At 70.8% G+C, this 26,451-nt stretch carries 17 protein-coding genes; 9 read left to right on the forward strand and 8 right to left on the reverse strand.

Annotated elements, in window-relative coordinates; genetic code table 11:
- Window positions 1–163: 163 nt before the first annotated feature.
- Both QF035_RS49705 and QF035_RS49710 read left to right on the forward strand, forming a co-directional pair.
- Window positions 164–1,897, forward strand: coding sequence for a phospholipid carrier-dependent glycosyltransferase (locus QF035_RS49705; protein WP_307529139.1), 1,734 nt, complete (start codon window positions 164–166; stop codon window positions 1,895–1,897).
- Window positions 1,898–1,983: 86 nt separating this feature from the next.
- Window positions 1,984–2,898 (forward strand): endonuclease/exonuclease/phosphatase family protein, encoded by a 915-nt coding sequence (locus tag QF035_RS49710; protein ID WP_307529141.1) that lies wholly within the window; start codon window positions 1,984–1,986, stop codon window positions 2,896–2,898.
- Here QF035_RS49710 and QF035_RS49715 read toward each other — a convergent pair.
- On the reverse strand, window positions 2,868–4,616 hold the full coding sequence (locus QF035_RS49715) for an acyltransferase (protein WP_307529143.1): 1,749 nt from the start codon (window positions 4,614–4,616) through the stop codon (window positions 2,868–2,870). The two genes, QF035_RS49710 and QF035_RS49715, sit on opposite strands and share 31 nt — an antisense overlap.
- A 187-nt stretch (window positions 4,617–4,803) precedes the next feature.
- Between QF035_RS49715 and QF035_RS49720 the strand changes: the two genes are divergently transcribed.
- Both QF035_RS49720 and QF035_RS49725 read left to right on the forward strand, forming a co-directional pair.
- Complete coding sequence (locus tag QF035_RS49720; RefSeq protein ID WP_307529145.1) at window positions 4,804–5,448, forward strand: DUF6629 family protein; 645 nt, start codon at window positions 4,804–4,806, stop codon at window positions 5,446–5,448.
- Between the two features lie 143 nt (window positions 5,449–5,591).
- Entirely contained in the window at window positions 5,592–6,209 is a 618-nt protein-coding gene (locus QF035_RS49725) for a dihydrofolate reductase family protein (RefSeq protein ID WP_307529147.1), read from the forward strand.
- 115 nt (window positions 6,210–6,324) lie between these two features.
- Here the strand turns inward: QF035_RS49725 and QF035_RS49730 are convergent, their stop codons facing one another.
- The 3 genes from QF035_RS49730 to QF035_RS49740 form a co-directional block, all read right to left on the reverse strand.
- Window positions 6,325–8,571 carry a M4 family metallopeptidase gene (locus tag QF035_RS49730; protein ID WP_373467028.1) on the reverse strand — a complete coding sequence of 749 codons (2,247 nt, stop codon included), beginning with the start codon at window positions 8,569–8,571 and terminating at the stop codon, window positions 6,325–6,327.
- A 408-nt stretch (window positions 8,572–8,979) separates the two neighbouring features.
- Entirely contained in the window at window positions 8,980–9,984 is a 1,005-nt protein-coding gene (locus tag QF035_RS49735; RefSeq protein WP_307529151.1) for a helix-turn-helix transcriptional regulator, read from the reverse strand.
- Window positions 9,985–10,105: 121 nt separating this feature from the next.
- Window positions 10,106–13,906, reverse strand: coding sequence for a S8 family peptidase (locus tag QF035_RS49740; RefSeq protein WP_307531949.1), 3,801 nt, complete (start codon window positions 13,904–13,906; stop codon window positions 10,106–10,108).
- 287 nt (window positions 13,907–14,193) lie between these two features.
- On the opposite strand from QF035_RS49740, the gene QF035_RS49745 reads away from it, so the two are divergent.
- Window positions 14,194–14,496 carry an SCO4225 family membrane protein gene (locus QF035_RS49745; RefSeq protein WP_307529153.1) on the forward strand — a complete coding sequence of 101 codons (303 nt, stop codon included), beginning with the start codon at window positions 14,194–14,196 and terminating at the stop codon, window positions 14,494–14,496.
- A gap of 57 nt (window positions 14,497–14,553) precedes the next feature.
- Window positions 14,554–15,360 carry an SDR family NAD(P)-dependent oxidoreductase gene (locus QF035_RS49750; protein ID WP_307529155.1) on the forward strand — a complete coding sequence of 269 codons (807 nt, stop codon included), beginning with the start codon at window positions 14,554–14,556 and terminating at the stop codon, window positions 15,358–15,360.
- 29 nt (window positions 15,361–15,389) lie between these two features.
- On the opposite strand, the gene QF035_RS49755 is transcribed toward QF035_RS49750, so the two are convergent.
- Window positions 15,390–16,340 carry a TauD/TfdA dioxygenase family protein gene (locus QF035_RS49755; RefSeq protein ID WP_307529157.1) on the reverse strand — a complete coding sequence of 317 codons (951 nt, stop codon included), beginning with the start codon at window positions 16,338–16,340 and terminating at the stop codon, window positions 15,390–15,392.
- Between the two features lie 88 nt (window positions 16,341–16,428).
- On the reverse strand, window positions 16,429–17,133 hold the full coding sequence (locus QF035_RS49760) for a TetR/AcrR family transcriptional regulator (RefSeq protein WP_307529159.1): 705 nt from the start codon (window positions 17,131–17,133) through the stop codon (window positions 16,429–16,431).
- Window positions 17,134–17,301: 168 nt separating this feature from the next.
- Here QF035_RS49760 and QF035_RS49765 point away from each other — a divergent pair, with 168 nt between their 5' ends.
- Together QF035_RS49765 and QF035_RS49770 are read left to right on the forward strand one after the other, a co-directional pair.
- Window positions 17,302–18,816 carry an APC family permease gene (locus tag QF035_RS49765; protein WP_307529161.1) on the forward strand — a complete coding sequence of 505 codons (1,515 nt, stop codon included), beginning with the start codon at window positions 17,302–17,304 and terminating at the stop codon, window positions 18,814–18,816.
- Window positions 18,817–18,843: 27 nt separating this feature from the next.
- Window positions 18,844–20,502 carry an amidohydrolase gene (locus QF035_RS49770; protein ID WP_307529164.1) on the forward strand — a complete coding sequence of 553 codons (1,659 nt, stop codon included), beginning with the start codon at window positions 18,844–18,846 and terminating at the stop codon, window positions 20,500–20,502.
- A 9-nt stretch (window positions 20,503–20,511) separates the two neighbouring features.
- Here QF035_RS49770 and QF035_RS49775 read toward each other — a convergent pair whose 3' ends face one another.
- Together QF035_RS49775 and QF035_RS49780 are read right to left on the reverse strand one after the other, a co-directional pair.
- Window positions 20,512–21,057: a GNAT family N-acetyltransferase gene (locus QF035_RS49775; protein ID WP_307529165.1), complete on the reverse strand. Its 546-nt coding sequence runs from the start codon at window positions 21,055–21,057 to the stop codon at window positions 20,512–20,514.
- A gap of 77 nt (window positions 21,058–21,134) precedes the next feature.
- Window positions 21,135–23,939 carry a beta-L-arabinofuranosidase domain-containing protein gene (locus tag QF035_RS49780; protein WP_307529167.1) on the reverse strand — a complete coding sequence of 935 codons (2,805 nt, stop codon included), beginning with the start codon at window positions 23,937–23,939 and terminating at the stop codon, window positions 21,135–21,137.
- A 352-nt stretch (window positions 23,940–24,291) separates the two neighbouring features.
- Here QF035_RS49780 and QF035_RS49785 point away from each other — a divergent pair, with 352 nt between their 5' ends.
- The gene (locus QF035_RS49785; protein WP_307529169.1) at window positions 24,292–26,394 is read left to right on the forward strand and encodes an RICIN domain-containing protein; all 2,103 of its coding nucleotides are present in this window, start codon (window positions 24,292–24,294) and stop codon (window positions 26,392–26,394) included.
- The last annotated feature ends 57 nt before the right edge of the window (window positions 26,395–26,451 follow it).

Below are 26,451 nucleotides of genomic sequence, written 5' to 3' on the forward strand. Positions count from 1 at the left end.
CGCAGGCCAACGCCCTTTGTGACATGTGCAGTTCAGAGTCCCGGGTTTTCACTCGCGTGCCAAGAGGCCGCAGGCGTCACATTGGTTAAGGACCGCCCAACACTTGGGCCCGGCGTCGGGAAAGGGCGCCACGGAGGGTGGGGTTGATGGGAAGGTGGGCCACATGAGCGCGCCGCGGATCACCGGGCTCGACGGTGACGAGCACACCGCGCCCGACCTGCCCGCATCGACGGCGACGGGCGGGCGGCCTGGCCGATCCGATGGGCTCAAGCGCTTTCTGCGGCACCGGCGTTCGCTGTACGTGCTGGCCGTCGTCGCGCTCCTCGCCCAGATGGCGGTCGCGATGGTCACCACGGCCGTCGAACAGACCCCGACCATCGACGAGCCCGTGTACGTGGCCTCGGCCGAGGTCTACCTCAAGGAGCACAGCCTCCGTTACAACCCCGAACACCCGCCCCTGGGCAAGCTGATCATCGCCTCCGGGCTGGTGTTCACCGACGCGCACCTCGACTCCGGCTTCGTCGGCAGCCAGTCGGCCCTGGGGCGCAGCCTGCTGTACGAGTCGGGCAACGACCCCGAGCGGCTCATGCTGTCGGCACGGCTCCCGATGATCGCGCTGACGCTGCTGTTCGGGCTCGTGGTCCTCGCGTTCGCCCGCGATCTCACCGGCCCGGCGGGCGGGTTGGTGGCCCTCGCCCTGTACGCGTTCTCGCCGGACGTCATCGCGAACGGATCGCTGGCCACGCTCGACGTCCCCGCGGCCGGCTTCCTGCTCACCTCCGTCTGGCTGCTGTGGCGGGCGCGGCAACGGCCCTACCTCTGCCTCCCGCTCGCCGGGGTGGCGCTGGGCGCGGCCGTGGCCACCAAGATGAGCATGCTCGCGGTGGTTCCCGTCCTGATGCTCCTGGCCGTCCTGTCGTTCTGGTACGCCCGCAGGACACCCGGGCTCGACGCACGCGAACGGCTGCGGGTCCTCGCACAGGGCGCCGCGGTCGCCGTCGGCATGGCCCTTGTGGCGGTCGCCGTCGTGTGGGCCACCTACCTCGTCGTCGACCCGCGGTTGCACTGGACCCAGCCCGAGAACGTGCCGGACATCCGCGGGATGCGCGGCCGCATCGCCGCGTGGCTGCCCTTCCCGGAGGCGTACCGGGACGGCATGCGCATCCAGTTCGGCTTCGAGTACGACATCTGGCAGGGCTTCCTGTTCGGCAGGCTGTACGAGGGATCGCTCTGGTACTACCTTCCGGCCGCGCTCCTGGTGAAGACTCCGCTCGGCATGCTCGTCCTGTGGCTCGCCGGCGCCGTCGCGGTCCTGGCGCTGCGTCGGCTGCGGCCCGCGGCACCGTACGTGCTGGTCCCCTCGGCCCTGCTGCTGGCCGTGTCCATGAACGGCGCCCGCGACCTCGGCGTCCGGTACGCGATCTTCGTACCGATGTTCGCGGCGGTTGCCGCCGCCGGTGTGACGCTCCTGCGCCGCCGGTGGGTGTACGGAGTGACGGCCGCGCTGGTGTGCCTCGTGGCCGTCAGCTCACTGCGGACGTTTCCGTACTACCTGCCGTACTCCAACGAGGCGTTCGGCGGGCCCTCGAAGACCCATCTGCGGCTGCACGACTCGAACGTCGACTGGGGGCAGGACCTCGGCCGCCTCGCCGATCGCCTCCGCCGCGACCACCCGGGCGAGCGGGTGTGGCTCGTCTACAAGGGCGCGGGTGTGCCCGCGTACTACGGAATCAACGCGGCCAACCCGCTCAAAGCCCCGCTGGGCGAGGTGCACGGGCTGCTCGTCGTGTCCAACTCCTCGGCGGCCAAGGCCGACGGGCGGCTGGCCGCACTGCTCGACACCAGCACACCGGTCGACGACGTCGGCCACTCGATCACGCTCTACCGACGGCGCTGACGCCCAACTGCCATGGGGGACTGCGCCATTCACATCTGACACTGTGGCCCAACCGGGTCACAGGTTACGACGGTATCTTCGATGTCATGACAACGCGTCGTACGAGGAGACGCGGCGGGGCCAGGGCAATTGTGCTGGCCCTGTTGTGTGTTCTGGTGGCACTCCCAGCGGGAAGCGGTGCCACCCCCGACGCGGCCGCCGCACCCGACGTGGCCGCCCGACCGAACGTCACCCAGGGCCACTACGTCGGCACCTTCAACATCTACGGAAACATCGGCCATCGAGGCGACGCCGGCGACTGGATCAAGGAAGAAGCCGACGCCATCAGGAACCTCAGGCGCGGCGGCATGGACCGCTGGCTGTTCATCGGCCTCCAGGAGGTCTGCAAGGCCCAAGGCGAGCGGTTCGCCCGGGAGTTGGGCCTGCGCAGCGCCTTCATCGACACCGGTACCGACTGCGTCGACGGCCAGCCGTACGGCAACGCCATCCTGTTCCACTCGGCCACGAAGATCCTGCCACCGGTCCTGCTGCCCAACCCGGACAACAGGGGCGGGGAGCGGGGAATCATCTGTGCCGTCGTACGCGCCGCCGGAGACCAGGGCCCCTCAGGGCCCCAAGTCACCGCGTGCAGCACGCACTTGACCGTCGGCGTCACGAAGGACGGTGAACGGGAGGCCCAGGCCGCGTTCATCCGCCGCGGCTGGAAACCGGACGGCTCGCACACGCTGGGTGCGGACGGCCCGCTCGTCATCGCCGGTGACCTGAACGCCCCGCCCGACGCACCGGAGTTGGACGTCATGTACGACGGCGTCGAGGCGAGCGGCACTCGTGAGTCCGGGCCGCCGTTCGCCTTTCCGACCTACGAGGACGGCCGCAAGCTCGACTACCTGTTCGTGTGGGGAGAGCGGGGCGCCGCACGCTGGGCCGACACCGGCACCCGCCCGACCGTGCAATCGGACCACGACTTCTACTACAGCGAGTTGTCGACGGGAATCGGCTGAGCAGGGATCCGCGATACGGGTGAGCGGGCGGCTTCCGGGCGGTGGACGCCGCGCGGCCGGTAGCCCAGCCGGTCCGCCACACCCACCAGATCGGCCAGCAGCCAGATGATCGCCAGCCACATCTCGGTGCCCTGGAGACCCGGGTCCCGACCGGGACCCGAGCCGCCCTCGCCGGGCGGGCCGAACCCGAAACCGGCGCCGTCCCGCCAGTGCTCCAGCGCCTGGGCCAGCTGTTCCCCGGCCCAGGCCCGCGCCTCGGCCGCACGGTGGCGGGTCTGCTGCCCGGCGAGCCACAACGGGTGCGCCACGTCCAGCACGTTGCACGCGTTCTGACGGCCCGCCGCGAACCAGCGCGGATCACCGCCGTGGGCCAGGACGGTGTCCACCACCCGTTCCGGATACGGCACTTGCAGCCCGAACTGCGCGAACGAGCCCCGCGTCAGGCGGTAGTAGCCGTTGACCAGTTGCAGCCGGCCCGCCGCGGGAGAGGCGGCCTCGCCCCACATCCCCGTCCAGGGATCCACCCGGGTGCCCAGCCAGCCGAACAGCGCCTCCGACGTGCCGGGCGCTCCCGCCTCGGAGCCCAGTTCCAGGTTGCGGTGCGCGCCGGTCGCCCAGCAGTCCACCCACGCACCGGCCGACCACGCCCGGGTCCGCCACGGCAGCGAGTCCAGGCGCGCGACGAGCCGATCGGCCGTCATGCGCCGTACGACGTGGACCGGGTGGGCGAAACGGGAGCCCAGCAGGTCCAGCGCGTAGCCCACGGACAGCACGTGGTACTCCGCGGTGCCGTCGTCGATCCAGCCGTCCGACGCCGGGGCGGGCAGCACACCGGGACCGCCGTCCGCGGCGAGTTCGGGCACGAGTCCGCTGTCGGGGTCCTGCAGTGCGCGCAGCCGCTCGGCGTGTTCGGCGGCGGACAGCTGCGGTGGATGCGAGCACAGGAGGAGATCGGCGATCTCGACGGCGTCGCAGTGCGCGCGGACGGTCCCGGGCGCGCCGGGCCGGTCGCCGTAGCGGCCGGTGTCCGCGTTCCAACTGCGGGCGAGAAGGTCGGTGGCCTGGCTCCGGGCCCGGTCCGCGAACCGGGCGACGGCGTCCCCCAGGCCGCCTGCCGGCACCGGGCTCCCGGCGGAAGCGGACCCCTGACCGCGGCGGTCCCGGAGCGGGCGGGCCGGGTTCCCGGCGGCGACCGTCCACGGCGGCAGATCCTTGGTCACGACGGCGCCCGCGCCCACCACACAGTGGTCGCCGATCGTCACCCCGTCGAGGACGACGACGTTCGAGCCGATCCACACGTCGTCGCCGACCGTGATGCCCTTCCTGGTGAGGGGTTGCCGGTGCACGGGCCGGTCGGGCGCGAATCCGTGGTTGAAGCCGAGCAGGGAGCTGTGGGCCCCGATCCGCACACCGTCCCCGAGGGTGACGAGGCCCCGCACGGTGGCGTACGGATTGACCGTGCAGTCGGCGCCCGCCGTCACTTCGCCGGTGACGTACGCGTGCCCGGCGATGTAGGAGTTCTCGCCCAGACGCAGGACGTCGGTGAACACCCCGGCGGCGGGGGAGACGTAGGTGCGCGGGCCGAAACTCGCGCCGCCGGCCGCGAGTCGCTTCTGAAGCGCTGCCTGCGCGGCGCGCTGCTCGTCGGACGCGCGAAGGACGAAGTCCCAGGGGCAGTAGTCGAAGAAGGAGTCGTCCACCGAGCTTTCCGAGTTCATCGCACGCGAGTCTAGAGAGCGCTTACTGACCTCGGCAATCCCTCTGCCGCCGGTCCGCCGACGGTCCTGTCGCCGGCCCTGCCGCGGTCAGGGGCATGACGGTCGTGTCAGCGAGGGCGCCGCCGGGCCGGGCCGTACCGTGGCCACCGCAAGGCCGGACCCGTGAGACGAAACACCTGGTGGCGTGATGTGCTGGAGCGCGACGGCCGATCTCGTGGCGGGCTGCGGCATCGCCGCCGTCGGAGTCGCCTGTGTGGCGCGGACCCGCAGGGTCGGTGACCTTCCGCTGGCCGGGCTGCCGTTGCTGCTCGGGGCCCACCAGGCGGTCGAGTCCCTGGTCTGGCGTTCCGGAGGAGGCACGGGGCCCGCCACCGTCGCCTGGGCGGCGATGGCGCTTCCGCTGCTCGCGCTGTGGGTACCGGTGGCCGTGCTGTGCGCGACGCCGCCGCGTGCCCGGCACCGGCTGATCATCCCGCTCGCCGCCGGTCTCGCCACCGCGGCGACCCTCTCGTACAACCTCGCCACCCACTCCGTGACCGCCGACATCCGTGGCCACACCGTCGGATACGCCATCGATCTGCCTCACGCCGAACTCCTCGTGGCGGGCTACCTGCTGGCCACGGTCGGCTCGCTGCTGCTCTCCGGCGACCGGATCCTTGTGCTGCTGGGCGTCCTGATCGCCGTCGGCGCGGTGGTCTGCTGGGCGCTGTGGGAGCTGGAGTTCGTCTCGACGTGGTGCGCGTTCGCGGCGGTGTGCTCGGTGGTGATGTACGGCTGGGTGCGCGGGCGGTCCGTGTCGCCGGGCGTTCCCCGCGTGCCCGCCGAACGGTGACGGCGGCCCGTGGCAGAGGCAGACATCGCCGGCGCGGCAAATACCTCGATGAGCGTGTCAGGAGCCGATGAGTTCCGGCGCGGCGCACAGTCGGTACTGGCGGGAGGCGGCGAGCGCCTCGAACCGAGGAAGGGCAGTGCACCGTGAGACTGATTCTGCAGGAGTTCCTGTCGCTGGACGGCGTGGCGCAGGGCCCCGGCTCCCCGGAGGAGGACACCAGCGACGGGTTCACACGGGGAGGCTGGCTCGTGCCGCACCTGGACGACGCGTACATGAGGATCGTCACAAGCTGGCTCGACGAGGCGGACGCGTTCCTGTTCGGCCGTCGCACCTACGTCAACTTCGCCAGGGACTGGCCGAAGATGAACGACCCGGACGACCCGATCGGCACCAAGCTCAACGGCCTGCCGAAGTACGTGGCCTCGCACAGCCTGACCACGGCCGACTGGGACCCGTCCACCATCCTCTCCGGAGACGTACCGGCCCAGGTCGCCGAGTTGAAGCGGCTGCCCGGCCGCGAGCTGCAGATCCACGGCAGCGCTCGCCTGGGCGCGTCCCTGCTGGCCGCCGGGCTGGTCGACGAGGTACGCCTGATGATCGCGCCGGTGGTCGTGGGCAGCGGCCGCCGGCTGTTTCCGGAGAACGGCGAGCCGTCCGGGCTGCGGCTCCTGCACAGCGAGACGACGCCGGGCGGAGTGACGTCCCAGATCTACGAGACGACGGGCCTGCCCCGGTACGGGACTTTCGACTCGGGCGCGTAGGTCCCGTCAGTGCGGCTCACCGGTTCTGGAGGCTGCCACGGCCCTGCTCTGTCATCGAGGGCCTCCGCCGCGCCCGGTCGGCTTCCGGGCGCGGCGGTGCCTCGGACACGGTGGCTCAGAAGGTGAGGCTCCAACTGTCGAGATAACCCGGGTCGACGGTGAAGATGCCGGGTGTGTTGTCCGTGACGCGCAGTTTCCACGTGCCGTTGGCGGGGATCGCCGACGCGTCGACCGTGAAGGTCGCGTGCAGTTCGGAGCCCGTGTCCCAGACGAAGTCCTTCACGAGCAGCGTCGTGCCGTCCTCGCCGATCAGATGGATGACCTGGCCGCCGATGAAGTCGTGGATCAGGTCGACGGTGACCTTGAGATCGCTGGAGGCGTTGCCTTCGCGGCCGGTGACGGTGATCGGCGACTCGATGGTTCGCCAGTTGGGGATGTCGAATCGGGCGGGGTTGACGAAGTGGTCGCCGCCGGAGGCCAGTACCTTCCAGGTGAAGGGCAGTGTACGGGTCTCCGCGGCGGAGTTTCTGATGGCGACGGCGGCCGTGAAGGTGCCGGCCCTCGTCGGGGTGCCGGAGACGAGCCCGGTGGCGGAGTCGATGGACAAGCCGTCCGGCAGGCCCGTGGCGGAGTACGTCAGGGCGCCCGGTCGTGTGCTCGTCGCCTCGATCGGACGGCTGGTCGGCTGACCGACCGCGGAGTCCTGGGTGGAGGGTGTCTTCGCGGCGATGTGGTTGACGTAGCGGGGGCCGACGTTGACGGCCGCCCAGGCGTTGCCGACGGTCTCGTACGCGTCGCTGGACATGCCGAACAGATCGGCGGCCGCCTGGAGTGTGGCGGTGCGGGCCCCCGCGTAGTCGGTGCTGCTGGTCATGTAGCGGGTCAGAGCCCGGTACCAGACGTTGGTGGCGTTGTGCAGGCCCAGACCCGCGACCGGCAGGCCGTCGTGCGTGGGGCTGTCGTAGGCGATGCCGTTGACGGTCTTCTTCCCGCTGCCCTCGGCGAGCAGGTAGAAGAAGTGGTTGGCCACGCCGGAGCTGAAGTGCGGGTCCAGCTTGCGGGTCTGCGCGGTCCAGTGGTCCTGCGAAGTGCCCTTGACGGAGGCGTCCTTGGAGGGCTCGTCCATGTACCGCAGGGGTTTTCCGGTGCCACGTACATCGGCCAGTTCGCCGATCCGGTAGTCCGGCACGTCCTTGGCGCTGTTGGCGAAGAACTCCACGGCGGTGCCCATGATGTCGCTGGTGGCCTCGTTCAGTCCGCCGGATTCACCGGAGTACGTGAGGTCCGCGGTGGCGGAGGTGACGCCATGGGTCATCTCGTGGGCGGCGATGTCCAGTTCGGTGAGTGGCCGGGCGTCATCCAGGCCGTCGCCGTAGGTCATGCAGAAACAGAGGTCGTCCCAGAAGGCGTTGGCGTATCCGTCGCCGAAATGCACCCGGGAACGGGCGCCGACACCGTCGTCGGCTATGCCGTTGCGGCCGAACCGGTCGTGGTAGAAGTCCCAGGTCTTCTGCGCGCCGTAGGCGGCGTCCACGGCCGCCGTCTGCCGGTCGGCGGGCGTCCCGTCGCCCCAGACATCGTTGTCATCCGTCAGGAGCGTGCCGAGCCCGCCCGCGCTCACGTCGTACGTCGCGTGCCCGCCGCGCTGGGGATCGGTCAGCTGATAGAGGTCATCGCCGCGTACGGAGCCGACCTGCACCGTGCCGCTGTACTGGCTCACGCCGGTGCCGGAGTGGACCTGCTCGAAACTCCCGAGCCGCGCGCCGCTCCTGGCATCGGTCACGACCCGCAGACTGCTCGGAGTGCCGTCCTCCCGCACGCCGGTGACGACGGTCTCCCAGGCGAGCACCGGTTCGGCGGCCCCGCCTCCCGCCCAGACGGTGAGCCGCGGGGACCCTTCCGGTGTGGCCTGGTCCGTCTTCTTCGACTCGGCCGCGTCGAGCGCCGACTTCTCCGCCTTCGCGGCCGGTACGGAGGCCTTCGTGGTCGGTACGGAGATCGTCGTGCGCGACGACCTGGAGACGGTACGGGTGCCGCCGCGGTCGTGGATCACCAGGTCGCCGCCGAGTACGGGCAGCCCGGCGAACGTGCGCTCGTAGCGGGTGTGCACAGTTCCGTCGGCGTCCTTGATGACGTCCTTCGGTATCAGCTTCTCCAGCTTGCCCAGTTTGAGGGAACGGGCCGTGGCCGTACGGGAGTCAGCCGCCGCCGTAAGCATCTTCTTCCGCTGTACGGGGGAAAGCCCGACGGATCTGGCGCCGGGTCTGGGCTCCGCCTCGATCTGCCGGGGTGCCCGATCCGCGCGGGCGGCCACGGGCTCGGAGCTCCAGGCGGGAAGGGCCGAACCGAGAAGCGCGACCATCGCGGTGACCGCGACCGTCGCCGTGCGCGAGCGAACGGAGGCGTGACGTCGGGATGGCGGCGGATTCTGGGGCGACGACGCTGCCCGGGGCGTACGGAAGGTGTCCGTCACTGCTGCAACTCCTAGTGTCCGACTGTGTGATGACAGCCCGTCAGGGTGTGGAGCCGGAGGGCGGGACGCCCCCGGCGGGAGAAGTGCGAGTGGCGACCGTGCGGTCACTGGATCGTTTCAGTGCGAGGAGCGACTGTCACCACTGCGGAGATCGTTGTCCGAAATACGGTCAGCGGGCGTCTGTTGCGTCCATTGCCGGGCGCGGCGGATCACATGGGCCTTTACCTGGTGGCAACACGGCTTCCGTCAGCCACTTTGGCCACTTCCCGCCCTGTCGCCCAACCGTCCGGGCAGCCGTCACAGCCATCCCCGGCGCGCGGCCTGCCAGGCCAGCTGCATACGGGTCGCCGCGCCGGCGAGTTCCATCATGCGCTGGATGTGGCGCTGCACCGTGCGGCGGCTCAGGCCCAGTTGGGTCGCCACCGCCTTGTCGGCGACGCCCGCCACCAGGAGAGCGAGCAGCCGCCGGTCGATCGCGGAGAGCGGGTCGGGGCCGCCGACCCCGTCCGTCCCGGCGACCGTGCCCGAGTCGTCGACGTCCAGCGGGACGGCGTCCTCCCAGTAGCGCTCGAACAGGGCGATGAGAGCGGCGAGCAGATTGCTGTCCCGTACGAGTGCGGCGGTGGGTTCGTCCGGGCTGCCCTGGGGGCCGCCGGGCACGAGCGGGCAGACCGCGATGGCACGGTCCGCGACCGCGAGGCGCAGCGGCAGATGCGGAACCGCACGGGCGACCTCACCTGCGCGGACGCCCGCAACAACGTTGTCAACGGCTCCCTCGTCGTCGAAGAAGGCCTTCTCGTACAGCACCCGGTAGCGCACGCCGCGCGCCAGGGCCTCGAACTCCGAGCTGTTGCTGCCCGACGGCATCGCCACGTACTGGGCCTTGCAGAACCAGAGCATCTCGTCCTGGGCGCTGGCCTGGATCTGGCGCAGATGCTGACGCAGCGCTTCCGCGCCGGTGATGACCTCGATCAGCTCGCTGGCGTCCCGGCGGCGCATCGTGTCGCGGTACACCTGCAGCAGGCTGGTGGCCTCGGCCCGGGCGAGGTCGAGCGCGTCGGCGTTCCGCTTCAGCCGGGGCATCAGCGCCACGTCCGGGGGAGTGGCCCGGAAGTGCCGGGGCAGTACATCGGTGTGGCTCGCCATGCCCTTGACGGCCAGCGCGTCGAGGACCCGCTCGGCCTCGGCCCGGCTCAGCCCGGTGCGCGCGGCGACGTCACCGGCCGAGGCCTGACCCGCCGTCACCAGATGCCGGTAGACGGACTCCTCGGCCTCCGACACCCCTGCCGCCTCCAGCGCCAAAGCGCCCCTCCCCGAGACCGACCGGCTTCAATGTTCGAACACCGTACTGCACGGGTGTTACAGGCGGTGAGGGTGAGCGGGCCGTCCTGTGCCCGCTCACCCCCGGATGTGCACGCAGTGCCTATCCGCGGTGCAGGTAGGCCCGCTGCACGGTCTGCCGCACCGAGTTGCCCGCGGCGTCGCGCGCCGTCACTCTCAGTGTCACGTACGCGTCGCCGCGTACCCGCGACGGCTTCCTGACGGCAGCCTCGAACACGTTGTGCCCGCGGTCCTTCACCTCGGCCCGGCTCCAGCTCCCGCCGTCGTCGTACGAGGCCTCGACCTGGACGCTCACCCCGCGCGGTGCGGCCAGCGCGTCCTGGGCGCGGACCGACAGCCCGACGGTGTGCGTGCGGCCGGAACGCACGGCGTTGTACGCGTCGACCGGTACGTCGTAGTCGAGTTGGAGCAACGGCAGCGTTGTCGCCGCGTCCGTGCTGCCGGTGCCGCCCGAGCGGAACGACCAGGACGTCTCGGTGCCGGTCCCGTACGCCCACTCCTGCGACACGCGCGAGGTGGTGAGATCCAGCCGGTAGTCGGCCGCCCCGGACGGGACCTCGAAGTCCGTCCAGGCGCTGTCGGCCTCCCCGGTCTTCCGGCCGTTGCGGTACAGCACGGCGGCGGCCGAGTCGCCCTGCGCCGCCTTCGCCCCGCCCGAGGTGCCGATCCCGCCGCCGCCCGCGAGCAGCCGCGAGCGGTGACCTGACTGCGAGTCGGTGAACTCCGGGATCCGCAGGCTCAGTACGTCACCCCTGCGCACGGACGGAGTCGTGGTGCCGCGCGGGATGGACGGCCGGACGACGGCTCCCTGCCAGGTGTCGCTCGGCCGCTCGCCCGCCCGGTACGTGCGCGGTGCGTCCGCCATGCCGACGCGCAGCGGTGTGTCCACGTCGAACGTGGTCTCGTGGTGCACGAAATGCTGCCAGGCGGTGTCTCCGGAGCTCACGTACTCGGTCCGATCGAAGCCGGTAGGTACATAACGGGTGTACTGCAGCCAGGCGGTGTCCTGGTACGGCCGCCGGGCGAAGCGCTGCTCACTGGCCCACGGGGCGCCGCCGTTGTCGGCGTACCTGGCCCGTACGACCGCGCTGTTGCGCTCGGACACCGTGTGCACGACCTTCTCCGGAATCCGCTGCGACGACACCTGCATGACGTCGTACAGATACGGGCTGCGCGCGGTGCCGGTGAACTTCACCGTGGTGTGCCCCTTGCCGATCCGCTTCAGCAGAGCGGCTCCCGCGCTCGCGCCGATCCTGACGGTCGGTACGCCCCAGCGGTCGCCCTCCGGATGCCAGCGGGTCCACGCGATGTCGCTGAAGTGGACCAGCACGATGCCCCGGACACCGGCGGCTGCCGCCTGCTCTGCCAAGTCCCGTTCGTTGAGGCCCTGTTCGTTGGTGATGACCGCAAGCTTGCCGCGGGCCCGGCGGAAGTCGGGCGCGGTGGCGTCACCCGCGTCGACCGCGGTCAGGCGCGTTCCCTTGTCGTCGAAGAGGGGAGAGGAAGGCATGTAGTAGGCGTCCACCGAATCCGTACCGCCCTTGCCGCCCGACACCGCCATGTCGAGGAGCGGCGCGACGAACTGCCAGCGCGAGGCGAACTCGAAGGTGCCGTCGGTGACGGCGGAGGTCGGACTCACGTACAGACGCCTGCCGACGTCGAAGTACATCGTCCCCTGGAGCAGACTGTGCCCGTCGATCTTCCGGTACGTCTGGTAGCTGAGGATGCCGCGCTGCTCGGCCGGCCGGGGCGTGCGGATGTCGACCAGGGTGGTCCTGCGCGCGTCCAGCGTGACGGACATGTCCTTGGTGACCTTCACCTCCGGCACGACCACATGCCGCAACTCCTGCCCGTCGGCGGCCGGGTCCAGGGACGAGTAGTCCAACTGGTAGGTGCCCTCCTCGACTTCGGCGACGGCCGGGTCGGTGCCGGTGTAGCCCACGAAGCCGTCGGCACCCCAGATGGTCGGCAGGGCCTCGACGGGCTTGCCCTTGTGGTCGACGGTCTTGACGGTGAGCCGGTGCACGGGCCCCTGCACGACGAGGCTCACCGTGGTGTGCACGGTGACCTTCCCGTTCGCGGAGGCCGCGGTCACGTACCCGTAGTAGTCGCCCTGCTGGGCACGGGCCGGATCGACCGTCAGCGGAACCTCGGCGGTGGCGCCGGCCGGTACGCGGACGGAGGCGGAGCCGAGCCGTACCGCTCCCTCCGCCGGCGCCCGGCCTCCCGCCGTGGCCAGCCGGGTGGTGAGCGCGAGCGTGATGTCGGCGTCGGAGGTGTTCGTGTAACGCATCTGCGTCGTACGGGTGTTGCCGCCGCCGGTCTCGAACGGACCCAGCGCGACGGTGCCCGTGGCGGTGACCGGCCCCAGGGCCGCTGCTTCGACGTCGACGAGGCCGCCGCCCTGCTCGGTGACCTGCCGGCCGGTGGCCGTACGGGCCGTGCTGACGAGCGCGTCCTTCAACCGGGCCGCGCTCCAGCCGGGATGCCGCTGGGCGAGCAACGCCGCGGCGCCCGCCACGTGCGGGGAGGCCATGGACGTACCCGAGGCCGCCACATGGTGTGCGTCGACCGGGTCGCCCATCGTCGTCCCGGCCGCGCGGGCCGCGACGATGCCGACGCCGGGCGCCGTCAGATCGGGCTTGACCGCGTCGTCACCGGCCCGTGGACCGCGGCTGGAGAACGGGGCGAGGCCGCCGTTCCGGTCGACCGCGCCGACGGTGAGGGCGGCGTCCGCGGCACCGGGGGAGCCGATGGTGCCCGTGCCCTGCTCGCCGTTGTTGCCCGCCGCGACGACGAACAACGCGCCCGTGCGCTCGGTGAGTTCGTTCAGCGCGAGGCTCATCGGGTCCGTGCCGTCGCTCGGACTGTCCGAGCCCAGACTCATGTTGACGACCTTGGCGCCCGCGTCCGCCGCCCACTCCATTCCGGCGATCACCTGGGACTCGGTGCCGTAGCCGTCGTCCCCGAGAACCTTGCCGACGAGCAGGTCGGCGCCGGGCGCCACCCCCTTGCGTCCGCCACCGGACGCGGCTCCGCTGCCTCCGACGATCGACGCGACATGTGTGCCGTGCCCGAAGGCGTCCCCGGTACCGGAGCTGCCCGAGAAGTCCTTGGCCTCGGCGATCCGTCCGGCCAGATCCGGATGGGACTGGTCCGCGCCGGTGTCCAGCACGGCGACCTTGACCGACTCGCCGCGATAGCCGGCCTTCCACACGGCGGGCGCGCCGATCTGCGGGACACTGCGGTCCAGCGTGGCGTTCACCCGGCCGTCGAGCCACACCCGAGGAGTGCCGGCGGCCCGTGCGGCGCTCACCGGGCCGTCGTCCGGGGCGAGTTGCTTCCAGAACCGACCGAGATCCTCCTCGGCGACCCGCACCGACCGCGCGCCGATACTGTCCAGCCGTCGGACCGGCGAGCCGTCCTCGGCGAGGACGGTCAGCCGCCGCACGGCGGACGCCGCCGCGCCGTCGGCTCCCGCCACGATCAGTGGGAGCGCGTCGCTGTGCGCCTCGTCGTACCGCTGGGCGAGCAGTGCGCTCACGTCGAACAGCTTCCGGTCCAGGCGCCCCGCCGAGACCAGGTCCCCGGCGTCGGATGGCAGGACCGTCAGACGCCCGTCCTGTTCGTAGGTCCTGAAGAGGATGTGCCGCCGCCCGGCACCGGGAGTGACCGAGGCGGTCCGCCGCCCTTCGGCGTCGGTGCCCACGGTCACCCGGTCACCCGTGATCAGCCGCACGGTGCCGAGGTTCTTCGGCGCGGGAGCGTCGGCCGCCGCTGTCGCCGTGGGCCCCGTGCCGGTGCCGGCGGCAACCGGCGCCACGGCGCCGGCAGCCAGGGCGAGCCCTGTCGATATCGCCGCCGCCAGGCGGATCCGTCTCATCAGTCCCGTGCCTTCCGTCGTACGCGCGAAGAAGTTCATGCGCTGGACAGAATCCGGTGGTACGGAATGCCATGTCACTCGATTCCGGTGGCACAGGTGGGACATGTCGCAACAGCGACACCGCGCGTTCCTCTCCGTCGGGCGCGATACCGGAGGTGCGCGTGGGTGAGTACGCACCCCGCCGACCTGAGTATGTGAACTCATGCCTCACCGGACCCGGCCGAAGAGACTGGACCGCAGCGGGGAGCCGGAGTGGCCGGAACCTCTCGTACGAGGGAGCAAGCACGATGAGTTCAGTCACCGGGGTCCAGAAGCTCAGCGCTCCCTTCGGCACCTGGCCCGCTCGGCTGTATCTCGCGGTGTCCGCCGCGCTGATCGTCTGGCTGGCCGTCGTGTCGTCGCAGCCCACGGGTGACGCCTCCTTCGCCGCGGTGATCCCGATCCTCTTCACGGCCCCGACCAGCCTGCTGATCCTGGCGGTACCGGACGCATCGACGGCCTGGCTGTACGCCGTACTCGGCGCGTCCGCCATGGCCAACGCGTGGCTCATCGACCTCGTCTGGCGGCGGCTCAGCAGCCGGAAGGGCTGAGCGGAGGGGCTGATTCGCTCCTGCTGCGGCCGACGTCGTGATGCGTATGCTCGCCCGATGACCGGACAAGAGATCACACAGGGGAGCCACCAGGGCCTGCTCGCAGGCCAGGTGGTCATGATCACGGGGGGTTCCAGCGGTATCGGCGAGGCCGCGGCACGTCTGTTCGCGGAGGAGGGCGCGGCGGTCGTCCTGACGGCCCGCCGCGCGGAGCGGTTGAACACGCTCGTGGAGGAGATCGGCGCGGCCGGCGGGCGGGCGCTCGCGGTTCCGGGCGATGTCGCCGTCGCGGCCGACGTCCGCCGCGCCGTCGAGGCGGCGGTGGAACACTTCGGCGGGCTCGACTCCGCTTTCAACAACGCGGGTTACGCCACCGTCGGCACCCTCCTGCACGAGACCGACGACGAGGTGTACGACCGCACGATGGACGTCAACGTCCGGGGCGTGTGGAACTGCATGAAGCACCAGTTGCCCGTGATGCTCGCGTCGGGCAAGGGCGGTTCCATCGTCAACACCAGCAGTACGGCGGGCCGTTACGCGACCGGAGCCTCCGTCCCGTATGTCGCGTCCAAGCACGCCATCCTGGGGATCACCCGCGCGGCGGCGGCCGAGTACGGGGACCAGGGCATCCGCGTCAACGCGCTCGTCGTCGGTACGACACGCAGCGAGATGATCGAGGAGGCCGTGCGGCAGTACCCGGACCTGGAGCAGGCGTTCATCGCCCCGCAGATCCAGAAGCGCATGGCGTCGCCCCGCGAGATCGCCGAGGCGGCGGCCTGGATGTGCAGCGACCGCTCGTCGTTCGTCACCGGTGTGGCGATGCCGGTGGACGGTGGCATCTCGGCCCAGGCCAAGGCCGGCTGAGCCCAGCGGACTCGCCCGGCCCGTCGTTCTCACCAGCGCTGCGGTTCGCTCCCCACGATCGGTGCCGACGGTTTGCCGTCCACGCCGACCGGGACGTCGCCCGCGAGCATCACCCGGTGCATGACCCGGGGATGATCGAGGTGTGTCGTGTCGCTGGGGGCCAGGTGGATGGTGGCCCTGTTGTCCCAGAAGGCCACGCTCCCCGGCTCCCAGCGGAACCGCACGGTGTACTCGGGCCGGGTCGCCTGACCGAGGAGCATCTCCAGCAGCGGCGCGCTCTCCATGCGGGACAGTCCCAGGATCTGCTCGACGTAGTAGCCGTTGACGAACAGCACCCGCTCGCCCGTCTCCGGGTGGACCCGCACCAGCGGATGGTCGGAGGCGATCTGCCGGTCCAGCAGATGCCGTACGTACGCGTCCTCGCCGGGCCGTGGCTGATAACCGACCCCCAGCCGGTGCTCCGCGCGCAGCCCGTCGAGGAAGTCGCGCAGGGGCGCCGACAGCCCGGCGTAGGCGGCCGCCAGGTTGGCCCAGGTGGTGTCGCCGCCGTACGAGGGCACGTCCTCCGCGCGCAGGATGGTCGCGGCCGGCGGATCGACGCGGGCGCCGTGGTCGCAGTGCCAGCCGCGCAGCAGCGAGTGCCGGCGCCTGCGCAGCCATTCGTCGTGGTCCATGCCGTAGCGGCCGCCGAGTTCCAGCCGGTCGGCCGTCGTCTCGACCTCCGGGAAGTCCGGGGGTGACGCGCTGCCGCGTTTGCCGAGGCGGACCGGTTCGCCGAACCGCCGGGCGAACGCGACATGCGAGGAGTGGTCCAGGCGCTGCCCCCGGAAGAACACGACCTTCCAGCGCAGCACCGCCGCCCGGATCCCGGCGACCACCGCGTCGTCCAGGTCCCCGGCCAGGTCGACGCCCGTGATCTCCGCGCCGATGTGCCCCGCGACCGGCTTCACCTCGACCTGCGTGTCCCTGTCCGTCGTCATACGGGCTCCGTCGATCGCTCGTTCCGACTGGTCGGGGCAAGCATGACCGCTCCGTCCGGAGTGCGACAGTGCGCCTCGGGGGAGCGGTTCACGTCCGCGTGCGAAGGGCCGAGGCCCGGGCCGTCAGCGCGTCGAGCAGCAGGTCCACGGCCGGTTCGAAAGAGCTCTCGGCCATGGCGTGCAGCTCGCCCCGCACCTTGCTCAGCGCGGGATAGGACTCCGGGTCGACCGACTGGTAGGCCTGCGTCCACGCCCGCTCGTCGGCCTCGCGCTCCTGCCGGGGGAGTGCGCAACACGCGGCGTCCAGCGCCGCGTGACCGAGGACGGTGTCGATGAAGGCCAGGTAGAGACGGACGGCCTGGGCGGGCTGGAATCCGGCGGACAGCAGCAGACCCACACCGGTCTCCACGGCGTGGAACTCGTGCTCACGACGGGTGATGCGGTACGAGGCCATGGCCGCCGCGCGCGGATGGGCGAGATAGCCGGCCCGCACCCGCATCGCCATCTCGCGCAGCGAGGCGACCCAGTCGGGACCCGGGACGAAGCCGGCCATGGCATCCCCGATGATCCGGTCGGAGACGGCCAGCAACAGATCGTCGGTGTTGCGGAAGTAGCGGTACAGCGCGCTCGGGTCGCACCCGAGGGCCGCGCCGAGGCGGCGCACGCTCAGCGCCTCCGGACCGTGCTCGCCGATCAGCCGCAGCGCGGTCTCGGTGATGAGCTCCTTGGACAGCACGACGCCCGAGGCGGTCGGGCGGCGGCGTCGGCGTTCCTGCGGGGCGCGGGTGGGCATGAGGGCGGATCCCTTCGCACGGTCGACGGGCCTGTGCACGCTCAGTGAACGGCCCACTGCGGTCTTATGTCAACAGCATTGACGCAAGGTGTGCGGCCGTTGTTCCATCCTTCGCATCCCCCACACGGCTCTTCCTCCCGTCCCTCTCCCTCCTCGTGAGGAGCCCTGATGTCCTCCCTCGCTCCCGGCAAGCCCGCCCCGGACCGCCCGCCCGCCGAACTGCGCCGCTCGCTCGGCGTCGTCGACGGGGTCGCCATCGCCGCATCCAGCACGGCGGCCACCACCAGCATCGCCATCGGCATGGGCGCCATCGGCACGATCGTCGGTCTCCAGGCCCCGGCCCTGCTGCTCCTGGCGTTCCTGCCCGTCCTCGGCATCGCCACGGCCTTCGCCCGCCTCAACCGCTCGGAACCCAACTGCGGAAACGGCTACACCTGGGTCGGCAAGTCCCTCGGCCCCTGGCCCGGCTTCCTGGCCGGCTGGGTCACCCTCGTCGGCTCGATCATCTTCCTCGCCTACACCAGCGCGGTGACCGGCTCGGTGGTGCTGATCTTCGCCAACAAGGCCGGCCTGGACTCCCTCGCCGGGATCGCACTCGACCCGACGTCCACCGCCGTGAGCACGGGCGTCGGTCTGGTCGTCCTCGCCGCCGTCACCGTCCTCGCGATCACCGGGGTGCGCAGCGCCACCCGGCTCCAGTTCGGCCTGCTGGTCTTCGAGTACGCCGTCCTGCTGGTCTTCTGCACCTGGGCCCTGGTCACCGGCCACCAGGACTTCTCCTGGGCGTGGTTCAACCCCTTCGAGATCTCCAGCGGCACGGCCTTCGCGCAGGGCATGGTCCTCGCGGTGTTCTTCTTCTGGGGCTGGGACGCGGCGTTCAGCGTCACGGAGGAGACCAGGAGCCCCGGCGACTCGGCCCGCGGCGGATTCATCGCCCTGTTCGCGATGCTCGGGCTCTTCATCTTCGCCTCGGTCGCCTTCCAGCGGGAGATGAGCCTGCCCGAACTCATTGAGAACGGTCCGCAGGCCCTCCCGTATCTAGGCGCCAAGCTCGCCGCCGAACCCTGGGCCAGCCTCCCGCTGCTCGCCCTGATGTTCTCGGCCGTCGCCTCCGTCCAGTCCTCCGTCATCCCCACCGCACGCGGACTGCTCGCCATGGGCCGCGACCGCACGATGGGCCGGGTGTGGACCCGTATCCACCCCAAGTACGGCACGCCCGCCGCCGGAACCCTCGTCGTCATGTCGATCGCCGCCGCCATCGCCCTGCTCGCCATGGCCATCCCCAAGCTGAGCGACATGCTGCTGGCCGCCGTCAACGCCATCGGTCTCGTCGTCGCCCTCTACTACGGCCTCACCGCACTCGCCTGCGCCGTCCGCTTCCGCGCCGCCCGGCACGACGGGCCCCGCGAGGCACTGCTCGCCGTCGGCGTGCCGGCCGCCTCCGGGCTGGTCCTGCTCGGCCTCGGCGGCTACCTCGGATACTCGTACCTGACCATGACCGACCACATCGAACTCAGCCCCGACAACGGCTGGTTCATGCTCTCCCTGCCCGCCACCATCGTGCTGAGCGGGCTCGTCATGGCGGCCGTCGCCAAGTACGCCCGCCGCTCGCCGTACTTCACCACCGGGCGCGGCACCGACGCCGACGCGCTCGCCCTCCCGATGGACCGCACCGCCGTCTGACCCCTTCTCCTCTGGAGCGTTGAACCCATGTCCCACCCCCAGGCCGCCGACCTCGTCCTCACCGGTGGACCCGTCCACACCGTCGACGCCGCGCGCAGCCGGGCCACCGCCGTGGCCGTGCGCGGCGGGCGGATCGTCGCCGTCGGCCACGACGAGGTCCATGAGCTCATCGGCACCGGTACCGAGGTCGTCGACCTCGCGGGACGGCTGCTGCTGCCCGGCTTCCAGGACGCCCACGTCCACCCCCAGGGCGCGGGCACCGAACTGGGCCTGTGCCACCTGAACGACACCGTCGACCCGCAGGAGTACCTCCGGCGGGTGAGGGCGTACGCAGACGAGCACCCGGACGCCGAGTGGATCACCGGGGGCGGCTGGTCCATGGAGGCCTTCCCCGGCGGCACACCTACCGCCGCCCTGCTCGACACCGTCGTCCCCGACCGGCCCGTGTTCCTGCCCAACCGAGACCACCACGGCGCCTGGGTCAACTCCCGTGCCCTGGAACGGGCCGGCATCGACGCCCGCACCCCCGACCCGTCCGACGGACGCATCGAGCGGGACGCCGACGGCAATCCCACCGGCATGCTCCAGGAAGGCGCGGCCCACCTGGTGTCCCGCCTGATGCCCGACCGCACCCCAGAGGAACAACTCGCCGCGCTGCTGCGGGCCCAGTCGGTCCTGCACTCGTACGGGGTCACCGCCTGGCAGGACGCCATCGTCGGCGAGTTCGCCAACATGACCGATCCGACGCCCGCCTATCACGAGGCCGTCGACCGCGGCCTGCTCACCGCCCGGGTCGTCGGCGCGCTGTGGTGGGACCGGAGCCGCGGCGGCGAGCAGATCCCCGAACTCGCGGCCCGCAGGGAGGAGTCGAGCCGCGGGCGGTTCCGGGCCACCAGCGTGAAGGTCATGCAGGACGGCATCGCCGAGAACCACACCGCCGCCCTGCTGGGCCCGTGTCTCACCGGCTGCGGCTGCGCCTCCGAGAACTCCGGCCTCAGCTTCGTCGAGCCGGACGAGCTGAAGAAGTACGTCACCGAACTCGACGCGCTCGGCTTCCAGGTCCACTTCCACGCGCTCGGAGACCGGGCGGTGCGTGAGGCGCTGGACGCCGTGGAGGCGGCACGTGCGGCCAACGGGTGGCGCGACACCCGCCACCACCTCGCCCACCTCCAGGTCGTCCACCCCGAGGACGTACCGCGCTTCCGTGCACTGGGCGCGACCGCCAACCTCCAGGCGCTGTGGGCCGCCCACGAACCGCAGATGGACGAACTCACCATCCCGTTCCTCGGCCCCGAACGGGCCGCGTGGCAGTACCCGTTCGGCGACCTCCTGCGCGCCGGAGCCACCCTCGCCGCGGGCAGCGACTGGCCGGTCAGCAGCCCGGACCCCCTGGCGGCCCTCCATGTCGCCGTCAACCGCGTCGCCCCCGACGCACCCGAGGCCACTCCTGCGTTCCTGCCGGACCAGAGGATCGACCTCGGCGCCGCCGTCGCCGCGTACACCGCAGGCAGCGCCCACGCCAACCACCTCGACGACACCACAGGCAGCATCACGGTCGGCAGGGTCGCCGACCTGGTCGTCCTGGACCGGGACCCCTTCGCCGGGCCGCCGGAGGAGATCGCCGCCACGCGGGTGCTCCAGACGTTCGTCGACGGCCGCCGGGTGTACGCGGCGGGGGACGCGTGACAGACCGGACTATGGCCCTTCGGGCGACTGCCAGTCCGAGGCCAGCAGTCCGAACAGCAGGTCGTCCGTCCACTCGTCCTTGAGCCAACTGGCCTGGCGGAGAAGGCCTTCCTGGACGAAGCCGACCCGTCGCAGCAGCCGGGCCGATCGGTCGTTGCGCGCGTCGCACTCGGCGGAGACGCGGTGCAGTCCTCGGCGCTCGAAGAGATCGCCGAGGACAGCTCGTACGGCCTCCGTGGCGTAGCCGTGCCCCTGCCGGTCGCCCGCCAGGGTGAAGCCGAGCTCTGCCTGCATGCGGTTCTCGTGCAGGCAGACCCCGACGTCCCCCACCAGACAGCGGTCGGCCTTGAGCTCGATCGCGTACTGGAACCATCCCGGTTCCTCGGGCGACCCCGCGGCCATGCCCCGCACCATCCGCGCCGCCGAGTCGAGCGGCACCGGTGCGGTCCAGCTCTGGTAGCGGGCCACCAGCGGATCCGACCGGTACGCGGCCAGCGGCGCCGCGTCCTCGGCACGGAATCGGCGCAGTACGAGCCTGGGGGTCTCCAGCAGCATGGCCCGATCGTCCCACGACCGCGATACGCGCCCGGTTCCGCGGAGCCCGGGACGTCGGGCCACGAACGGCCAGGGCATCAGGACACGTACGAGGCGTTCTGCGCCGTGGACACCACCTTCTGGCCGTCGGCCTGACCGAGAAGGCCCGCCGACACCCAGGAGTTCACCGTGCTCTGCACGCGCGAGACCAGGGCGGCCTTGGTGCTGAAGGGAGCTCCTGCCCAGATCTCGTCCAGGAGTGTCGTGCCATCGGACTTGGCCGGGTTGGTGACGCCGGAGTCGGTGGTGCCGAAGACCACCTTGGGCTCGGAGCGTCGGAAGTAGGCGTGGGTGGGGTCCTCGGTGCCCTCGAAGAACGGGGCGAACTCCGTGCCGTTCAGCGTGTAGTGGAGCGGCTTGCCCGACACGGGGGAGAGGCTCGGCAGCAGATCGCCGGAGAGCGCGGCGTTGCGGAAGAGGCCGAACTGCAGGTAGCCCGTACCGGAGTTGCGGGCGACCAGGTTGACCGGACCGTAGAACAGCGTCTGCAGTCCCGAGTCGTCGAGGGCCTTCTCGACCCGGGCCCGGAAGGGGATGGCGACCTTCACGACGTCACCGCTTCGCCAGGTCCGTGAGACGGCGAAGTAGCTCCCGGCGACCGGAGTCCCGCTCACCGCGCTGCCGTTGACCGTCACCCGGAAGCCGCTCGTCGCCCAGGACGGCACGCGCAGCCGCAGCTCGAAGGCCGCGCTGCCGCCGCCGAAGGTGAGGGTGGAGCCCTGCTCCCTCGGGTAGTCGGTGGTCTGCGTGACCGTGACGCCCTTCTCGGACCAGGTCAGGGTGGTCGGGCTGTAGAGGTTGACGTACAGCGCGCTCCCGTCGGCCTTCTTGAAGTACACCGAGTCCTGGTACTTGGTGGCGCTCTCCATGCCCGTGCCCTCGCAGCACGTGGTGCCCTGCTTGGGGGTGTAGTCCCGGACATGACCGGGCGTCAGGCCTATGAAATAGGTGACGAGCGGCTTCTCCGCGTCGGCCTTGTCCTGCTTGGAGCCGAGGACCTGGTTGTAGAGGGCCCGCTCGTAGTAGTCCATGTACTTCGGGTCCTGCTCGTGGAAGAACAGCATCCGGCTGAGCTTGAGCAGGTTGTACGCGCAGCACGACTCGGCGGTGGTGTCGCTGATCGTGCCCGCGACGACCCCGCGCGCCTTCCAGAACTCGGCCGTGCTGGTCCCGCCGATGCCGTACATGCGGTGGGGCACGACCATGCCCCAGAAGTTCTTCGCGGCGGTGAGGTAGCGGGCCTCGCCCGTCGCGTCGTACAGCCGGATCAGGCCGGTGAAGATGGGGATGTGCTGGTTGGCGTGCAGCCCGTCGAGCGTGTCGGTGTTCGCGGCGCAGGCGTCGATGAGCTTGTCGAGGTCGAACAGCCTGGCCAGCGCGAGATGGTCGGCCTTGCCGGTGATCGTGTACAGGTCGACGATCGTCTCGACGATGCCGCCGAACTCCCCGCTGGAGAAGATGCCCCACATGCGCTGCAATGTGGCCTCGGGCAGTTTGGACAGCCGGGAGTACATCCAGTCGCACATGCCGGACGCGAGGTCGAGCGCCCGCGCGTCGTCCGTGGCGAGGTAGGCGTCCAGCAGGCCCTTGAGGATCTTGTGCGCGGTGTAGTAGGGGGCCCACACCTTGGTGTAGTCCGGGCTGGTCCGCGACTCCAGGTCGATGAACTGCGTCTCCGGATAGGCGGCGAGGAAGCCCACGTGGCTCGGCCCGCCCCAAGTACGGCGCAGCGTCGCGGTCAGCCCACGGCCCGAGGCGTCGGCGAAGGTGCCCCCCGTGGTCTCGTCGAAGGTGTACGAGGCCAGGGTGCCGCGGCCCGCCGAGGAGGCGGCGGCGCGGTTGCTCTGCAAGGACGTGATCTCAGCCGCCGTCAGCGCCCGCGACCAGACGTTGAACTCGTCGTAGACGCCCGCGAACACCGGGTCGTCGAAGTTCGAGCGGCCGAGCCAGTTGTTCGTCAGGGCGCCCAGCGACGACGGGTTGAGCGTCATCGACGTGTTCTGGGCGACGGAGGTGCCGTTGACGTAGAGGGTGCCGGTGCTGCCCGAGATGGTGACCGCCAGGTGGCTCCACTGGTTCAGCGGCAGCGCGGCGGTGCCGTTGAGTCCCTGCTCCCCGCCGGGCCCGTTGGCCGAGATGGCGAAGCGCGGTACGCCGCTCGCGTTGCGGGCGGCCAGGTACATGTACCGGGTGTTGTTGTTGCCGAAGTCGAAGACCCGGGTCCAGTTGGCGCCGTGGGTGGGCTTCACCCAGGCAGACAGGGTGATCGTCGCGGAGCCGTTCAGCACGGAGGCCGGCAGGCTGACGTACTGGTAGGAGCCCCGCACGTTCTCCGCGGCGGTGCCGAACTTCCCGGTGGCGCTGAGCACCGCCGGATCCTTGCGCAGGGCCGCGCGCACGTCGGTCAGAGCGCCGATCATGGTGCGGATCCTGTCGGCGTAGACCTGGTCGCCGGTGCTCGCGTACGCCTGGGACAGCATGGTCAGGAAGTGGCCGGTGTAGTGGCCGCGGAGATTGCCGTTGGCCTCACCGTCCAGGCCCTCCCAGCCGCCGGGGGCGACCGCGCCGCCGGTGGAGAGCCCGGCGTTGGCGCGGAACACCTGGAGCAGCCGGTTCACGTTGTAGCCGCGGCCGTGGTCGAGCATCAGCTGACGCTTGGCGGCGAAGACGCCCTGACCGACCTTCACGTCCTTGAGCTCGAACGGCCGGAGCGTCCAGGCGGAGGGCGCGGGCAGCGTGGCGGCCGCGGCCGAACCGCCTCCTGCGGCATACGAGAACGCCGGGGTCGCCGTGGCGAACAGTGCGGCCTGGAGGAGTCTCCGTCTGGGGAGGGCGGGGGCCATGCGTTCCTCGTCTCTGCGCGGGGGTCGGGACCGTGCGACGGGTGTACGGACGTCGGAGAAGTTCGAAATACCGTACGGTGTGCGGAAGTTCGACCAAAACATAGGTTTGGGGTGGGGGCACGTCAACGCTTCCGGCGCGTTCGCCTCCGGTTAATTTGGCGCGGCGGGTGCCTGTCGCGGGTGTCGTCCCCCGGGGCGGGTGCGACTGATGGAAATCCAGTGGTGACGATCCGTTGACTTCCGTGTGGTGCGGGCCTAGCTTCGGCGTCCCATCGGTTCGACAACTCGTGCAGCGTTCGATATGTCGACCACTCGTGTGTGCTGGGTTGCCGCGCCCCCGGAAGGAACCCCCATGCCTTTTCAGCAGTTCGCCCCCCGCGCAAGACGCCTGTGCCGAGCCGTCGTTGTCCGCGCCGCCGTTCTCGCCCTGGCCGCCGGCGCCCTGGCCGGTCTCCAGGGGCAGGGGTCCGCCGATCTCGACCGGGTGCAGCCGGTCGCGGTGACGTCGAATCAGATTCCGGTGCCGTCGGCGCCGATGGGCTGGGCCTCCTGGAACACCTTCGCCGCGAAGATCGACTACAACGTCATCAAGACGCAGGTCGACGCGTTCGTCGCGGCAGGCCTGCCGGCGGCCGGCTACAAGTACATCAACCTCGACGAGGGCTGGTGGCAGGGCACCCGCGACAGCGCGGGCAACATCACGATCGACGAGTCCGAGTGGCCCGGCGGCATGACCGCCATCGCCGACTACATCCACAGCAAGGGCCTCAAGGCCGGCATCTACACCGACGCGGGCAGGGACGGCTGCGGCTACTACTTCCCGACCGGCCGTCCCGCCGCCCCGGGCAGCGGCAGCGAGGGCCACTACGAGCAGGACATGCTCCAGTTCTCGAAGTGGGGCTTCGACTACGTCAAGGTCGACTGGTGCGGCGGCGACGTCGAAGGCCTCGACGCCAGGACCACGTACCAGGCCATCAGTGACGCGGCCGCGAAGGCGACGGCCACCACCGGACGGCCACTGACCCTGTCGATCTGCAACTGGGGCAAGCAGAACCCCTGGAACTGGGGCGCGGGCATGGCCGCCCTGTGGCGGACCAACACCGACATCATCTTCCACGGCAACTCGCCGTCGTGGGACAGCATGCTGACCAACTTCGACACCAACGTGCACCCCACCGCCCAGCACACGGGCTACTACAACGACCCGGACATGCTGATGGTCGGCATGGACGGCTTCACCGCCGCCCAGAACCGCAGCCACATGAACCTCTGGGCCGTCTCCGGGGCACCGCTCCTCGCCGGCAACAACCTCGCGACCATGAGCACCGAGTCGGCGAACATCCTGAAGAACCCCGAGGTCATCGCGGTCGACCAGGACCCGCGCGGCCTCCAGGGCGTCAAGGTCGCCGAGGACGCTTCGGGCCTGCAGACGTACGGCAAGGTCCTGTCCGGCACCGGCAAGCGTGCCGTCGTCCTGCTCAACCGCACCTCCAGCGCGCAGAGCATGACCGTTCGCTGGTCCGACCTGGGCCTGACCAACGCGTCCGCGACGGTCCGCAACCTCTGGACGCGGGCCAACGTGGGCAGTTTCGGTACGAGCTACACGGTCAACGTCCCCGCCAAGGACTCGGTGATGCTCACGGTCACCGGCGCCGGCGAGGCGGCGAGCGCCACGTACGAGGCCGAGGCCTCCGGCAACACCAAGGGCGGCTCGGCGGCCGACGCCACGTGTGCCAACTGCTCCGGTGGCACCAAGGTGGGCGGTGTCGGCAACGGCGCGGCCAACACCCTGCGGTTCAACGGCGTATCGGCGGCCGACACGGGCACCAAGGCCGTCGACATCGCCTACACCAACGGCGACAGCGCGGCCCGCACGGCGGTCCTCCAGGTCAACGGGCAGACGGCCACCAAGGTCTCCTTCCCGCCGACCGGCTCCTGGACCACGCCCGGCACCGTCTCGGTCGAGGTGTCCCTGACCAAGGGCTCGGCCAACACCCTGACGTTCTCCAACGCCTCCGCCTGGACGCCCGATCTGGACGCGATCGAGGTACGGCCGCTGCCCGGCACCAACGGCACCCAGTTCACGGGACAGCAGTCCAGCCGCTGCCTCGACGTCGACAACAACACCATCACCAACGGCACCCAGGCCCAGCTGTGGGACTGCGCGGGTGGCGTCAACCAGTCCTGGACGTACACCGCGCGCAAGGAACTCGTGGTCTACGGCAACAAGTGCCTCGACGCCTACCAGGCGGGGACGACCAACGGCACGAAGGTCGTCATCTGGGACTGCAACGGCGGCAACAACCAGAAGTGGAACGTGAACGCCGACGGGACGGTGACCAATGTGAATGCCGGGCTGTGCCTCGATGCCTACGACGCGGCTACCGCCAACGGTACGAAGGTCGTTCTCTGGGCGTGTGGTGGGGGCGCGAATCAGAAGTGGGCGCGCCAGTAGTGCGGTAGCGCTTCGCTGGCAGGGCGGTTGTTCGTCCGCGGCCTGGTGGGGGCTGGG

It is taken from the genome of Streptomyces umbrinus (assembly GCF_030817415.1).
GTDB lineage: Bacteria > Actinomycetota > Actinomycetes > Streptomycetales > Streptomycetaceae > Streptomyces > Streptomyces umbrinus_A.